This window comes from Micromonospora sp. 067-2, assembly GCF_046549295.1.
Lineage (GTDB): Bacteria > Actinomycetota > Actinomycetes > Mycobacteriales > Micromonosporaceae > Micromonospora.
The window spans coordinates 385,272-398,666 of sequence record NZ_JAJPWB010000004.1; the positions used below are offsets into that span (position 1 = coordinate 385,272).

Consider the following 13,395-nt stretch of genomic DNA (forward strand, 5'->3'; position numbering starts at 1 on the left):
GTCACCGGTCGGGCGGGCCGAGCGCCCGGTACGCCCGGCGCAGCCGTTCGAGCAGTCCCGGCCCGCCGATCGCCGGCGCCGGTGGCCCGAGCTGGCGCAGCAGCAGGTCCGGCCCGGTCGCCAGCCGGGGCGGCCGATCGGGCAGTGGTACCGGCGGCAGCCAGAACCGGTCCACCGCCTCCGCCAGCGGGGTCGCCGACAGCCCGGCGAGCGCCCGGGCCGCGCCGGCCGGCGGTGCGACGGTATCCACAGGGGACCCGGCGACGTCCGGGTCTGCGGGGGACGCGGTGACCGGTCCGGGTGGCACCGGGGCTCCGGTGGCCTCGGCCCGCAGGGCACGAAGCCGGTCGAGCAGCTCCGCGCGGCTACGGCCGCGCCAGTGCAGCAACTCGAACGGGTCCTCGTCGAACGCCTCGGCCAGCAGATAGAAGGTGGCCGCGAGGTGCTTGCACGGCACCGCGAAGTCGGGGCAGCTGCACCGCTGCTTCAGCTCCGTGACACCGGTCGGAAAGAGCGGCGCCCCGGCGGCGGCGAACAGCTCCTCCAACTCGTCGGGGAGGTCCCCGGCGAGCAGTCGGGCGCTGAAGAACGCCTGACCGGCCAACTCCCTCTCGACCCGGGACCAGAGCCGGGCCGGGAACGGCGTCAGCGCGATGGAAACCTCGTACGGCTGCGGCCGGGAGCCCTGGACAGCGGCGCTGACCAGGCCCGGCGCGATGGCGAGCCGAACCACCTGCCCAGCCCGCGCGTACGAGCGGCCACGGGTCAGCCGGGTGCCGAGCGCGAACGACTCCAGCACCTCCAGGAACCGCCGGGACCACCAGGACCGCCCGATCGCACCCCGGGCGCTGCGTGCCCGCAGACCGCCGTCGACCCGCCGAGGCCGGCCGTAGTCGGCGAAGTCGCTCACGCCGGCACTCCGCTGCGCTCCGTGCCGACATGAGGCACCACGCGGCTGTGCCTGATGGTTCGCTCGCTACGCTCGCTCACTCCACCACCGCCCCGGCCTCCAACGTGAACAGCTCCCGCAGGTGCCCGGTGGACAGCTCGGTGATCCACTGCTCGCCGGTGCCGACCACCCGCTCGGCGAGGTTGCGCTTGTCGGCGATCAGCGCGGCCACCTTCTCCTCGACGGTGCCGGCGCAGACGAACTTGCGTACCTGCACCCGCCGGTGCTGCCCGATCCGGAACGCCCGGTCGGTGGCCTGGTCCTCCACCGCCGGGTTCCACCAGCGGTCCACGTGCACCACGTGGTTGGCGGCGGTCAGGGTGAGGCCCGTACCGCCGGCCTTGAGCGAGAGCACGAACAGCGGTGGCCCGTCCGCCGACTGGAACCTCTGCACCATGGCGTCCCGCTCGGCCTTGCCGAGCCCACCGTGCAGGAACAGCACCTCCCGGCCGAACCGGGCGGAGAGGTGGCCGCGCAGCATCCCGCCGAACTCCGCGTACTGGGTGAACAGCAGCGCCCGCTCCCCCGCAGCCAGAACCTCTTCCAGGATCTCGGTGAGCCGGGCCAGCTTGCCCGAACGACCGTCCAGCGGTGAGCCGTCGCGCAGCAACTGGGCCGGGTGGTTGCAGACCTGCTTGAGCCGGGTCATGGTGGCCAGCACGAGACCCCGGCGTTCGATGCCGTCGCTGGCTTCGATCCGGGCCAGCATGTCGTCGACCACCACCCGGTAGAGGGCGGCCTGCTCGGCGGTGAGGTTGCAGACCACCTCCATCTCCAACTTCTCGGGCAGGTCGGTGATGATCGACGAGTCGGTCTTGAGGCGGCGCAGCACGAACGGACCGGTGATCCGGCGCAGCCGCTCGGCCGCCTCGACATCGCCGTGCCGCTCGATCGGCTCGGCGAACCGTTTCCGGAACGTCGCGGCCGGGCCGAGCAGGCCCGGGTTGGCGAACTGCATGATCGACCACAGGTCCGCGAGCCGGTTCTCCACCGGCGTACCGGTGACCGCCACCCGCTGCCGGGCGGGCAGCGCGCGGACCGCCTCGGCCTGCCGTGTCGAGGCGTTCTTGATCGCCTGCGCCTCGTCCACCACCACCCGGTGCCAGTCGATTCCCGCCAGGTCCAGGGCGTCGCGGGCGGCCACCGAGTAGGTGGTGAGGACCAGGTCCGCGCCGTGCGCGGCCGCCGTGAACTCCGCCCCCCGCGCCCGCTCCGCCCCATGGTGTACGTGGACACGCAACCCCGGTGTGAACCGCGCCGCCTCCCGTTGCCAGTTGCCGACCAGTGACATCGGACAGACCAGCAGGGTCGGCCCGGCATCCGTGGGGTCCCCGGCGAGCAACGCGAGCAGCTGCACGGTCTTGCCCAGCCCCATGTCGTCGGCGAGCACACCGCCCAGACCGAGCGACCGCAGGAAGGCCAGCCAGGCCAACCCACGCCGCTGGTACGGCCGCAGCGTGCCCTGGAAGCCCGGCGGCGGGTCCAGCGGGGTGAGCCGGCGCTCGACCGCACCGGCCAGCAGGTCACCCAGCGCGCCGTCGGCGGTCACCTCCAGCACCGGCAGCGCCCCGCTGTCCTCGCCGTCGGCCAACCCGAGGCGGAGCAGGTCGGCGACGGTCAGCTCCCCGGCCGAGCGGAGCAGACGCAGCCCGGCGGCGAGCCGCCCCGGATCCAGTTCCACCCACCTGCCGCGCAACCGCACCAGAGGCGTCTTCATCTCGGCCAGCGCGGCCAACTCCTCGGCCGACAGGGGCTGGTCGCCGAGCGCCACCTCCCAGCGGTAGTCGACCAGGGCGTCCAGCCCGACCCCGGCGTCGGCGCCGGCCACCGTGCCCGGGGCGGTCCGGCTACGCGCGCGCAGCCGAGCGCCGAGCCGCGCCGACCGGCGCTGCCACCAGGACGGCAGCAGCACCCCGAAGCCGGCCGCGTGCAGCACCGGGGCGCCCTCGCTGAGGAACCGGTGCGCCCCCTCGACGTCCAGCTCCATCGCCTCCGGCGCGGCGGTACGCAGCGCGGCGTCCAGGTCCGGCCAGAGCCGACTGGCCCGGCCCAGCTCGGCGAGCAGTGTCTCCTGTGGGCTACCCGTACGGCCGGTCAGGCCCCCGAGCGTGTGCGGCGCCCGCCAGACCTGCCCCGCGTCGACGTGCAGGCCGGGCTCGTCGGCCGCCTGCAACCCGAACTCGAGCCGCCACCGGCCCTCGTCGACCGGCTCCTTGGCGACCGGCTCACCGCCGGCCAGGTCGGCGGCGACGTGCCCGGCTCCGTCGTGCGGGCGGGTGGCCAGGATCGGTTCGGTGACCTCGTCCGGGGCCGGCTCCACCAGTCGAAAGCTGGCTCGGACCGGGCCGCCGGCGGCGTCGCGCTGCCAGGTGTCCAGTTCGGCCCGGAGGGTGGCCAGCGCCGCCGGGTCGACGGTGAAGTCGCGGCGCGGGCCGGCGAGCGCTCCCAGCCAGGCCGGTGCCGGGCCGCCCGGCCGCAGACCCCGGCCCAGTGTCGTGGTCGCGAGTGCCGCCCGGGCGGCGGCGTCGGTCAGCGCGTCCAGCGCGCCCGCGACCAGCGCACCCGCCGTCAGCTCGGTGCTGCCCGACCGAGGCAGGGCCGAGGCGATCCGACCCGGCGCGGCAGCCGCCGGCCCAGTGCCGACCAGCGTGCCGGCGGCGCGGGCGACCGGTGGCAGGGCCAGCGCCAGCGACCGCGCCCAACCGGCGTCGGTGCCGGTCAGCAGCGGTCGCCAGACGGCGAGCGCGGTCACCTGCGCGTCCGGGTCCGTCGACTCCGCACCGGTCGGCGGCACGGACGCGCCGACGGCCGACGTCGCCGTGCCGACGCCGGGCAGGACCCGACCCCGGGTCACCAGGTCGGCGGCGAAGTCGGCCAGTTCGGCGAGGTGGCGCAGGGTTGCCCCGGGCACCGTCGGGAGGTCGTCCAGGGAGCGGAGCAGTGGCAGGGCGTCGTCGGGGGCGTACACCAGGATGGGGACCCGCCACCCGGCGAGGGTGAGCCGGCCGCGGGCCGGGGGTGCGACGTCGGTCCGGATCAGCTCGGGTGAGTCGGTCGGCGCGCCGGCCCGGGTGGGCAGGGTGAGCAGGGCGGTGTCGGGACGGGCCGGCTCGGCGGCGCCGGCCAGGGCGGTGGCCAGCGCGGCGTGCCCGGCGGCGAAGGGGTGCGGGCGCTCCCGGGGTGCCCGGCCGGGCCGTGGCGGCGCGGCCGGCGGCGCGGCGCTGTCCTCGGCCCACACGGCGAGGCCGGCGGTCGAACCGTCGCCGGGCAGCCACAGCCCGTGGATGACCAGCACGTGCTCCCCCTCGTCGCCGCCCGCGCCCAGGATAGGCGGCCCGGACCGGTCGGCGTCGGCGCCCACTCACCGACACGCAACCCGCCCGCGCAGGCTCAGACCGCGCCGGTCGCCCAGCACCACGGCGGGGTGGAGGTCGAGGAACGAGTCCAGTACGGCACGCTCGTCACCGGTGCGGGCGAGCACCGGGCCGAGCGTCGGATCGATCGTCTGCTCCATCCACCGACCCTGGTTCCGCGCCGAGCGTCCCGCTGCCCCGCTATCCGCTGCGAGCGGCCCCCGCGACGGGCAGGATGGGCGCATGGCTTCATCCGTGCAGATCCTCCTCGTCGGCGGCGCGGCGGACGGGCAGAGCGTCACCGTCGAGCTGGACAGCAACGACCGCCCACCGCTGACCCACCACCACCTCGGGTCCGGTGGGCTGGCCGAGGCGCAGATCTACGAGTTGGAATCCGCCCGCGAGGAGGACCGCGAGTGGCGCTACCGGTGGACCGGCCCGGCCGTGTGACCGGCTGGTCAGACCCGGGTGAGGGTGTGACTGCGCAGACTGTCCAGCACCCCGCGGGTGACCTCGGAGGTGCCCCTGGCCAGCTCACAGACCTCGGCCACCCGCCGGGCGGTGTCCTCGGCGCGCTGCTCCCGCTCGTCCCAGAGCCGGTCCACCTCGGCCAGTAGCGGCCCCTCGACCTCCCGTTCCACGCCGCGCAGCGCCGGCACGCCGAGCCGCTGGGCCAGGTCGAAGACCTTGCCGGCGTACGGCAGCGGCAGGAACGGGGTGCCGACCATCGCCGCGAAGATCAGGAAGTGCAGGCGCATGCCGACCGCCAGGTCGAAGTGGCGCATCAACCCGAGCACCTGCTCCGGTGAGTACGTGCCGTGCAGGATCCGCCCCCGGTCGGCGGCGACCATGTGCGACAGCACCCCGTGGGCGTGCCGGATGTCGTCGCGTTCCATCGGCACGAACAGGACGTACGCGTCGATCCGGTGCACCAGGAAGTCGCCAATCTGGGCCAGCAACCGGTGGTAGCCGTCCACGTCGAGGCGCTCGGCGGCCCGTCCCGGCTCCCGCACACTGATCCCGACCAGCCGGTTGCCGGCCGGAACACCCTCCTCGGCCAGCAGGTGGGGTGGAAAGTCCGCCGGCTTGAGCAGGAACGCCGGATCGGCGGTGACCGTGATCGGGTTGAGCAGCCCGGCCTCCTCCAGCACCATCCGGGACTCCTGGTCCCGAACGGTCACCTGGGCGGCACTGGAGAGCGTTTCCCGGACCATGCCGGTGTCCACCGACTCGCTGAGCGGCCCGACGCCCACGGCGTACGTGATCAGGGGCAGGCCCCGCTCCTGGGCGACCCGGACCACCCGCAGGTAGCGGCGTGCCTCCCGGTCGTAGAGGATCCCGCCGCCGCCCAGGATGAGCAGGTCGAGTTGGGCCAGGACCAGGGCGGAGTCGGTGCGGCTGACGCCCTCCCACGGCACCGCCTCCACGTCCGGGTGGGCGCCTCGGGTGTGCTCCGGGTTGCGGGAGAAGACGATGATCCGGGCGTTCGGCTCCTGCGTCCGCAGATCGGTGAGCAGACCGGTGAGGATCGCCTCGTCGCCGAGGTTTCGGCCACCGTACGAGCCGAGCACACCAATGGTCAGTCCGGTGCCGTGCGTCATCCGTCGCTCCTCCCCAGGTGCGGTACGGGCCGGGTTCCCGCTGGGTGGGTGAACAGTCCTGCCGGGGGTCCCAGCTCGGACACCCACACCGAGCACTTTCGCCCTTCTTGGGCCGAGTCACACACAGTGGGACTGGGCAGCACGTCACACCGCTGTGCCCTTGATTGTGTGAGCGCACGAGCGGTTGAGTCGACGGCATGGCTCGAATCGACGGCGCTGCGCCGCGAGGCGCACACTCCTCTGCAACTGATCACCGACGACGAGTACGCCGCGGGCGTCGCCCGACTGCACAAGGCAGCGCGAACCGAGACCGGACCCGTGGTGGACGCCCTGGACCTCCTCGTCCTGACCTGTTGACGGCACCGGCGCGAACGTCCCCGAAAGGCCACCGGGATCCGCGCCGGCTGCGATCACCCGTCCCGGTTCAGCACCGGGCGTACGGCGTCGACGAACGCGATCCGGCGGTTCGTCCGTACCTCGATGGCGGCGAGCCAGCGCTCCCGGTGCCGCTCGCGTAGCGGCACCGTCGCGCCGCCCGCCTCACCGGCGAGGCGGCGCTGGTCGGCGTACTCCGTGGTGATGCTGGCCAGCACCGACCGGGCCGCCGACCCGACCTCCTCCGGGCCTTCCAGCAACACCAGGTTGTACGCCTCGTCCACGGCGCGCATCGCCACGTAGGACTCGTCGTAGCCGGGCGCCGGCTCCTGCGCGCCGACCTCGACCCACCGCCGGTCCAACCGCCGGTACGCCTGGTCGCAGGCGCTCAGCAACCCGACGTAGGCGTCCCGCCGCAGCTCCTCGCGGCGCGTGGCCCGCCGCTCGGCGTCGTCCTGCCGGGCGGCGCTGAGCTGGTGGGTCAGTTGCCGGCGGGTGCTGAGCGCGCCGACCAGCCCGGTCAGGGCCGCGGCGGCCAACGTGGACAGAGAGGTGATCAGCGCGACGGCGACGGTGTCCTGCACACGCCCATCATGGTGTCGCCCGAAGCAGAGGCGCGAACCGGGCGGGGTCGACGCGGGCCGACCCGAGCGGTTCATCGATGCGGTGAGGCCACGTCGACCCCCAGGTCACGGTGTCACGTCCAACGCGGTGAATTGGTACAGTCGCGCCTCCCCCTTGATCGAATAGAGGACGCCCGCATGGCCGACACCGGGCCTGAACCTGACGCAAGCCCGACTCCGGTTCCAGATCCGGTGCCCCCGGCGACGTCGCAGGACGCGCAGGCGCCGCAGGACGCGCGGGCCCCGGGAACGGTTCCGGGCATGCCCGTCGACCCCGTGCCGGTCGCCAGCACGTGGACGCCCCCGCCGGCACCGCCCACCCAGCCCAGCCAGACCGGCGTCATCGTCGCCGCGGTCGCGGGTGTCGTGGTGCTGGTGCTGGTGGCCTGCGTCGGGCTGGTCGGCGGCTTCTTCCTGCTCCGTGCCGAGAAGACCCCGCTGGCCAGCAGCCCGACCTCCCGGGCGCCGCTGCGTCCCACGACCGGCGGCAGCCCCACCGCGAGCGGTCTGCCCGACCAGAGCGAGGAACCGGTGGCGCAGGGGCCGCAGGCCAGCGCGTACCCGGCGGAGAAGACCGAGGACCTGGACCGGGTGTGCGACGAGGACATCTTCTACCCGGAGCTGCCGAAGCGCGCCGGCAAGGCCCCGCACCCGGTCGTCCTGCTCCTCTCGGAATACCCGGGCCTCCGCTACCAGGACAGCGGCTACTACTACGACCTGGGCCTGTCGGCCAAGGTCGAGCAGACGTGGGCGGCGAAGGACCCCAGGAAGGTGCAGATGGTGGCCTGCCTCGACCGGGTCGGCACCGGCTCGACGATCCGCAGCTGCAAGTTCGACGACCCGAAGCCCCAGACGGTGCAGCTGGTGCGGACCACCTGGCGACTGCGGGTGTACGAGGCCGCGACCGGCCGCAAGCTGCTGGACAGGAAGATGAACGGCGACGACCAGAAATGCCCGTACGTGGTGATGGTCGGCGCCGACAGGAAGATCTACGCCGAGGTCAGCGATCGTGCTGCCATCGCTGCACTGCGCACCCTCGTCACGAAGTGACCAGGTGGACGAGTGACCACGTGAGCGAGGGACGGATGAGGGGTGGGCGCGGCAGGTTTCGAACCTGCGACCCCCCGCTTGTAAGGCGGGTGCTCTCCCACTGAGCTACGCGCCCGGAACGCCCGTGCGGCGGGCCGGAGGTTGGCAAGCTTACCTGCTCGCCGCCGGCCCGGGCGCACGGCGTGCTCCGGTCAGGCCGTCGCCTCGGCGATGGCCTTACGCCAGCCCTGCTGGTCACGGGCCTCGCCCGGGCCGTTCATCTCGGCGAAGCGGACCACGCCGGCCCTGTCGATGACGAAGGTGCCCCGGTTGGCGAAGCCGGCCACGTCGTTGAAGACCCCGTACGCCTGGGCGACGCCGCCGTGCGGCCAGAAGTCGGCCAGCATCGGGAACTCGTAGCCCTCCCGGTCGGCCCAGATCTTGTGGCTGTAGACCGAGTCGACGCTGACGGTCAACACCTGGACGTCGTCGTTCACGTACTCGTTGAGATTGTCTCGCACCTCGCACAGCTCACCCTGGCAGGTGCCGGTGAAGGCGAGCGGGTAGAAGACCAGCAGCACGGTCCGCCTGCCGCGGAAGGCCGAGAGCCGGACCTCCTGGTTGTTCTGGTCCTTCAGCACGAAGTCCGGCGCTTCCGCGCCAACCTCAATCGGCATGCGAACTCCTCGGATCGAGTCGGGGGGACGGCATCAGGCTGTCTCAGCCCGGCGGTGTGACCGCCGGACCGGAAGGGCAACGGTGCGGGGGCTACTTCTTGCCCTTGACCCCTCGGCGCAGCACCAGCCGGGCGCCGCTCCAGTCCCGGCCGGCGTTGACGGTCGAGGTCTGCTGGAGGCCGGCGGTGGGCGCGGACTCCGCCACCTCACTCGGCTCGACGTGCCCGTCACGCCCCGCCTTCGGGGTGAGGAGCCACACGACGCCGTTGTCGGCCAACGGGCCGAGGGCGTCGACGAGAAGCTCGAAGAGGTCACCGTCGCCGTCGCGGTACCAGACGAGAACCGCGTCGACGACCTCGTCGGTGTCCTCGTCGACCAGCTCTCCAGAGCGGTCGGTCAGGGCGTCTCGGAGATCCTGGTCGACGTCGTCGTCGTACCCCATCTCCATGACGACCATCCCCGGTTCGATACCGAACCGGTCCGCCAGGCTGCGTACCCCGTCGGCGGCCTGACCAGCGGTCGCGCTCACTGTCGCGTGCCTCCTCATCTCGTCCCTGCTCGCGGCGTCGGTGCGACGCCGTCAGGCAGAGTCCACACAGTTGTGCCTCTGCGCGCAAGTGGCGCACCGGGTGGATCGGAATTTACCGTGCCAGCAGCGTACGGGCACCGTCGGTAATGGCTTCCGCGGAGACCAGAACAGAACGCGCTGCCGGACCTAATGGTACAAACGAGTCAACTCCCGCCACACGTCGCGCGGCGCCGACATATCCGGCGTCGACCAGTGCGGCGATCACTCCCTCCCCGACACCCCCGGAACGGCGTGTCTCGTCCACCACGAGCACCCGGCCCGTCGCGGAGGCCTCCCGGATGATGTCGGCCACCGGCAGCGGGGCCAGCCAGCGCAGATCCATGACCCTGGTACCCACCCCCTCCTCGGCGAGGACGGCCGCGGCCCGCAGCGACATCCGCACCCCGTTACCGAAGGTGATGATGGTCAGGTCGTCGGCCGTTCCGACCCGGTAGACCCGGGCCCGACCGATCGGCACGTGCCCCGCCACCCAGGCGCCCGGCTCCGGATAGCCGGCCAACCACTCGCCGTCGCCATCGGCGTACAGGTCGCGGGTGTGGTAGAGCGCGATCGGCTCCAGGAACACGCAGACACTGCCGTCCACCGCCGCGCTGGCCAGGCAGGTCCGCAGCATGGGCGCGGCGTCGTCCGGCCGCGCCGGCACCGCGACCACCAGACCGGGCACATCCCGCAGTACGGCCACCGAGTTGTCGTTGTGGAAGTGCCCCCCGAACCTCTCCTGGTACGCCAACCCGGCCACCCGCAGCACCATCGGGTTGCGGAACGCGCCCCGCGAGAAGAACTGCATGGTGGCCGCCTCGCCCCGCAGCTGGTCCTCGGCGTTGTGCAGGTACGCCAGGTACTGGATCTCCGGGACCGGCAGCATCCCGGCCAGCCCGGCGCCGAGGCCCAACCCGAGCACCGACGTCTCGTCGAGCAGGGTGTCGAAGACCCGGGCCGCCCCGAACCTGTCGCGCAGCCCCTTCGTCACCCCGTAGACGCCGCCCTTGACGGCCACGTCCTCGCCGAAGACGGCCATCTGCGGGTGGTCGAGCAACCCGTCGGCGAGCGCCGAGTTGATGCTCTGTGCCAGGGTCATCGGGCCGGCCAGCTCCGGCGGCCTGCCGCCGAACGCCTCCGCGCGCGCACCCGCGCCCGGCCCGCTGGCCCGGGCCGCCGCGTCCGCCACCGCCCGCGCCACCCGCACCGGCCGGCGGGGCGCCAGCGCCGACACCACGTCGGCCGCGGAGGCCAGTTTCGGCTCGCCCAGCACTTCCTCGGCGAGGCGGCGGACCTGCCAGCCGGTCTCGTCGTACCGGGCCAGCAGTTCCTCGCCGGTCGCCACGCCGGCGCTCACGAGCAGCCGCGCGGTGCCGATGACCGGGTCCCGGTCCAGGTCCGCGGCGAGTTCACCCGGGCTGCGGTACGCGGACTCCGCGTCGGCCCCGGCGTGCCCCATCAGCCGTACGGTGCGCAGGTGCAGCACGGCCGGCCGCCGGTGCCGGCGTACCCAGGCCGCGGCCTCGGCCGCCACGGCGTACGCCTGCACCGGGTCGGCACCGTCGGCGCTCAGGTAGCGGATGCCCGGCTTGGACCGCAGCGCCGCCTCCACCCAGCCCTCCGGGGAGCGGACGCTGATGCCCAGCCCGTTGTCCTCACAGACGAAGAGCACCGGGATGCGCAGCCCCGCGTGGTCGTACCAGCCGGCGGTGTTGAAGGCGGCGGTGGCGCTGGCGTGGTTGACCGAGGCGTCGCCGAAGGAGCAGACCACGATGGCGTCCGGTGGCCACGGAGCGTCCACGGCGCCGGCCCGTGGCCCGGCGCCGCCGCGCCGCCCGGTGGTGTCCAGCCGCCGCAGCCGTTCCACGGCCAGTCCCATCCCGACCGCCCGGGGCAGGTGCGAGGCGATGGTGGACGTGGTCGGCACGATGGCCAGGTCGGCCCGACCGAACACCTTGTGCCGGCCACCGGCGATCGGCTCCCGACTGGAGGCGACCATCCCCCGCAGCACATCGCGGGCGGCCTCCGCGTACGCCGCGAAAGCGCCGGCGGGCGGCGCGGATCCGTCCACCTCGGCGAGTGCCTGCGGTTCGGCGGGTGGTTCCGGGTCGGCGGGTGCCTGCGGAACGGCGGCGGCCCGGATGGGGGCGGCCTGCGGGACGGCGGCGGCCCCCGGGTCGGCGGCGGCCTGGGCGGCGGCGGCCTGGGCGGCGGCGGCCTGGGCGGCGCGCACGCAGTAGAACGCGCCGGAGCGGTAGTGCAGCAGGGCCGGATCGGTGGGGCGCAGCGCGGCGGCGACCGCCGCGTTGCCCTCGTGCCCGGCCGAGCCGATCGTGTAGAAGCCCTCCCCGAAGCTGCGCAGCCACCGGGCCGCCAGGTCGAGCTGCCGGCTGGTCACCTGCGCGTCGAACAGATCCAGCAGCTGCGCGCCGCTCAGCGGTGCGTCGTCGGTGACCGGGTCGGCGGAGTCACGCCGCCGCTCGGCGGCGGGCAGCGCCGCCAGCGTCTCCCGGAAGCGGTCGTCGAGATCTTGCGGGGTGGTCACGTCGCACAGCATTACCGACGCAAGCCCTGGTCGCCCAGTGGGACACGGTGGGCACAGGTCGACTCACTCCGGCCCGCACGGCTCCGGACAGCCACCGTCGGACACCTTCCAGACCAGGTCGCGCAGGGTGTCGAGCTCCTGGTCGGTCAGCGGTGCCAGGAGTCGGGAGTCGGACATCACCTCGGTCACCCGGCCCCGCACGTCCCGGCCCTTACCGGTCACCACCAACGTCTTCTGCCGCCGGTCGGCCGGGTCGGTGCGGCGCTCGACGAGGCCGACCTGCTCCAGCTTGTCGACAAGCGCGGTCACGTTCGACCGGTCGCAGCCCAACCGCTCGGCGAGGTCACGGGCCGGCAGGGGATGGTCCGGGTCGAGCTCGTTCAGCGCCCGGGCCGCCGCTGGGGTGAGCCCCAACTCGGCGAACGCGGAGTCCTGCCGATGCCGCAGCGCGGCGGTCACGTGCGCCATCCGGCGCACCACGTCGGCGGCCAGGCCGGCACGGCCCACCGGCCCTCCCGGAACCACCTCCTGCGCCACCGCCACATCGTACGCACCGCGCCGACCACGCCACCCCCGTCACCCGCGCCCCTCGCCCCCTTTCCGCGATCCGGCGGGCAGCAGGCGGCCCCAGCGTGCGGGCTGTCAGGCGGGGAGGAAGGAGAAGCGGACCTGGCGGGTCGGGTTGTCGCCGTTCGGGTCGACCAGGCAGATCGACTGCCAGGTGCCCAGGGCCAGGCGTCCGTCCAGCACCGGCAGCGTCGCGTACGGCGGGACGAACGCCGGCAGCACGTGGTCGCGACCGTGGCCGGGCGAGCCGTGCCGGTGTCGCCAGCGGTTGTCGGTGGGTAGCAGCGCGTCGATCGCGGTGAGCAGGTCGTCGTCGGAGCCGGAGCCGGTCTCGATGATCGCCAGGCCGGCGGTGGCGTGCGGCACGAAGACGTGCAGTAGCCCGTCGCCCTGGCCGGTGACGAAACCCTGGGCTTCGGCGGTGATGTCCCGGACCGCCGGCCGGGACCCGGTCTGGACGGTGATCACGTCGCTGCGCATACGTCGCATTCTGCCGCAGCGGCGGGTCAGAAACCGCCGCCACCGCCACCGGAGTCGCCGCCACCGGAGAACCCGCCTCCACCGGAGTCGCCCCCGCCACTCCAGCCACCACCGGAATCACCTCCGCCACTCCAGCCACCACCGGAGTCGCCACCGCCACTCCAGCCGCCGACCGGCTCCGGGCTGCCGGCGCCCCCGTCCCCGTCGTGGCGGCCGTGGTCGGCACGGCCGTGGTCCGCGCCGCTGTCCCCGGTCGGTCCGGCATACAGGTAACCGCCTCCGGTCGCATCCGCACCGTGGCGGCCGGGACGGCGCTGCCCCCTGCCCGCGCGGCCGGCGTCCCGAAGAAGGGCCGCGCCGAGCACCACCAGCAACGCACCCACCGCGATGACTCCCACCGCCGCCGCGTCACCGGAGACGAGCGTGACCACTCCGGCCAGCATGCCCGCCACCCCGCCGACGATCATGAGCACGGCAACCGTTGCGTGGCTCCTCTTCATGACCGGCACGGTAGGGGTGGCGGGCAAGCCCGTCCGGGTCGAGTCGGACCGGCCGTAGCACTAAGTTACCGGCGGGTACCTGTGTTCAGCGTCGCGTCCGAGGGGCCTAGACGTGACGCCGGGTGCCA

Annotated in this window: 12 protein-coding genes, 1 tRNA gene and 3 pseudogenes; 3 read left to right on the plus strand and 13 right to left on the minus strand. The window is 73.7% G+C overall.

Annotated features, from left to right (window positions below; genetic code table 11):
* Nucleotide 1: 1 nt before the first annotated feature.
* The 4 genes and pseudogenes from ACLJN9_RS11555 to ACLJN9_RS11570 all read right to left on the minus strand — a co-directional run bounded on the left by ACLJN9_RS11555 (nt 2) and on the right by ACLJN9_RS11570 (nt 4,463).
* A complete protein-coding gene (locus tag ACLJN9_RS11555) occupies nt 2-910 on the minus strand; it encodes an SWIM zinc finger family protein (RefSeq protein ID WP_410811183.1) in 909 nt (302 codons plus the stop codon).
* A 76-nt stretch (nt 911-986) separates the two neighbouring features.
* Nucleotides 987-3,698 (minus strand): annotated as a pseudogene (locus tag ACLJN9_RS11560) (DEAD/DEAH box helicase); the annotation flags it as partial.
* Between the two features lie 75 nt (nt 3,699-3,773).
* Nucleotides 3,774-4,244 (minus strand): annotated as a pseudogene (locus ACLJN9_RS11565) (ATP-dependent helicase); the annotation flags it as partial.
* A gap of 66 nt (nt 4,245-4,310) precedes the next feature.
* The gene (locus ACLJN9_RS11570) at nt 4,311-4,463 is read right to left on the minus strand and encodes a hypothetical protein (RefSeq protein WP_410811184.1); all 153 of its coding nucleotides are present in this window, start codon (nt 4,461-4,463) and stop codon (nt 4,311-4,313) included.
* Nucleotides 4,464-4,545: 82 nt separating this feature from the next.
* Here ACLJN9_RS11570 and ACLJN9_RS11575 point away from each other — a divergent pair, with 82 nt between their 5' ends.
* A complete protein-coding gene (locus ACLJN9_RS11575) occupies nt 4,546-4,752 on the plus strand; it encodes a hypothetical protein (protein ID WP_410811185.1) in 207 nt (68 codons plus the stop codon).
* Nucleotides 4,753-4,760: 8 nt separating this feature from the next.
* On the opposite strand, the gene ACLJN9_RS11580 is transcribed toward ACLJN9_RS11575, so the two are convergent.
* Nucleotides 4,761-5,903 (minus strand): polysaccharide pyruvyl transferase family protein, encoded by a 1,143-nt coding sequence (locus tag ACLJN9_RS11580; RefSeq protein WP_410811186.1) that lies wholly within the window; start codon nt 5,901-5,903, stop codon nt 4,761-4,763.
* 213 nt (nt 5,904-6,116) lie between these two features.
* Here ACLJN9_RS11580 and ACLJN9_RS11585 point away from each other — a divergent pair.
* A pseudogene (locus ACLJN9_RS11585) lies at nt 6,117-6,260 on the plus strand (SAM-dependent methyltransferase); the annotation flags it as partial.
* A 53-nt stretch (nt 6,261-6,313) separates the two neighbouring features.
* Here ACLJN9_RS11585 and ACLJN9_RS11590 read toward each other — a convergent pair.
* The gene (locus ACLJN9_RS11590) at nt 6,314-6,862 is read right to left on the minus strand and encodes a hypothetical protein (protein WP_410811187.1); all 549 of its coding nucleotides are present in this window, start codon (nt 6,860-6,862) and stop codon (nt 6,314-6,316) included.
* Between the two features lie 300 nt (nt 6,863-7,162).
* Between ACLJN9_RS11590 and ACLJN9_RS11595 the strand changes: the two genes are divergently transcribed.
* Entirely contained in the window at nt 7,163-7,951 is a 789-nt protein-coding gene (locus ACLJN9_RS11595) for a hypothetical protein (protein WP_410811188.1), read from the plus strand.
* Nucleotides 7,952-7,994: 43 nt separating this feature from the next.
* Here the strand turns inward: ACLJN9_RS11595 and ACLJN9_RS11600 are convergent.
* From ACLJN9_RS11600 to ACLJN9_RS11630, 7 genes are all read right to left on the minus strand, one after another.
* Nucleotides 7,995-8,066 (minus strand) — tRNA-Val (locus ACLJN9_RS11600).
* Between the two features lie 76 nt (nt 8,067-8,142).
* Nucleotides 8,143-8,607, minus strand: coding sequence for a peroxiredoxin (locus ACLJN9_RS11605; protein ID WP_410811189.1), 465 nt, complete (start codon nt 8,605-8,607; stop codon nt 8,143-8,145).
* A gap of 91 nt (nt 8,608-8,698) precedes the next feature.
* Nucleotides 8,699-9,136, minus strand: a complete 438-nt coding sequence (locus tag ACLJN9_RS11610) for a DUF3052 domain-containing protein (RefSeq protein ID WP_410811190.1) — start codon at nt 9,134-9,136, stop codon at nt 8,699-8,701.
* Between the two features lie 112 nt (nt 9,137-9,248).
* Nucleotides 9,249-11,732, minus strand: coding sequence for a thiamine pyrophosphate-dependent enzyme (locus tag ACLJN9_RS11615; RefSeq protein WP_410811191.1), 2,484 nt, complete (start codon nt 11,730-11,732; stop codon nt 9,249-9,251).
* 51 nt (nt 11,733-11,783) lie between these two features.
* Nucleotides 11,784-12,188, minus strand: a complete 405-nt coding sequence (locus tag ACLJN9_RS11620; protein WP_410811449.1) for a MarR family winged helix-turn-helix transcriptional regulator — start codon at nt 12,186-12,188, stop codon at nt 11,784-11,786.
* 174 nt (nt 12,189-12,362) lie between these two features.
* The gene (locus tag ACLJN9_RS11625; protein ID WP_410811192.1) at nt 12,363-12,767 is read right to left on the minus strand and encodes a YjbQ family protein; all 405 of its coding nucleotides are present in this window, start codon (nt 12,765-12,767) and stop codon (nt 12,363-12,365) included.
* Nucleotides 12,768-12,793: 26 nt separating this feature from the next.
* Nucleotides 12,794-13,267, minus strand: coding sequence for a hypothetical protein (locus ACLJN9_RS11630; RefSeq protein ID WP_410811193.1), 474 nt, complete (start codon nt 13,265-13,267; stop codon nt 12,794-12,796).
* Between the last annotated feature and the right edge of the window lie 128 nt (nt 13,268-13,395).

Excerpts from the sequence above, each read along its gene's own strand:
- ACLJN9_RS11580 (WP_410811186.1), bottom strand. The coding sequence starts at position 5,903 with ATGACGCACGGCACCGGACTGACCATTGGTGTGCTCGGCTCGTACGGT.
- ACLJN9_RS11570 (WP_410811184.1), bottom strand. The coding sequence starts at position 4,463 with ATGGAGCAGACGATCGATCCGACGCTCGGCCCGGTGCTCGCCCGCACC.
- ACLJN9_RS11625 (WP_410811192.1), bottom strand. The coding sequence starts at position 12,767 with ATGCGCAGCGACGTGATCACCGTCCAGACCGGGTCCCGGCCGGCGGTC.
- ACLJN9_RS11595 (WP_410811188.1), top strand. The coding sequence starts at position 7,163 with ATGCCCGTCGACCCCGTGCCGGTCGCCAGCACGTGGACGCCCCCGCCG.
- ACLJN9_RS11630 (WP_410811193.1), bottom strand. The coding sequence starts at position 13,267 with ATGAAGAGGAGCCACGCAACGGTTGCCGTGCTCATGATCGTCGGCGGG.
- ACLJN9_RS11615 (WP_410811191.1), bottom strand. The coding sequence starts at position 11,732 with ATGCTGTGCGACGTGACCACCCCGCAAGATCTCGACGACCGCTTCCGG.
- ACLJN9_RS11605 (WP_410811189.1), bottom strand. The coding sequence starts at position 8,607 with ATGCCGATTGAGGTTGGCGCGGAAGCGCCGGACTTCGTGCTGAAGGAC.
- ACLJN9_RS11620 (WP_410811449.1), bottom strand. The coding sequence starts at position 12,188 with ATGGCGCACGTGACCGCCGCGCTGCGGCATCGGCAGGACTCCGCGTTC.
- ACLJN9_RS11575 (WP_410811185.1), top strand. The coding sequence starts at position 4,546 with ATGGCTTCATCCGTGCAGATCCTCCTCGTCGGCGGCGCGGCGGACGGG.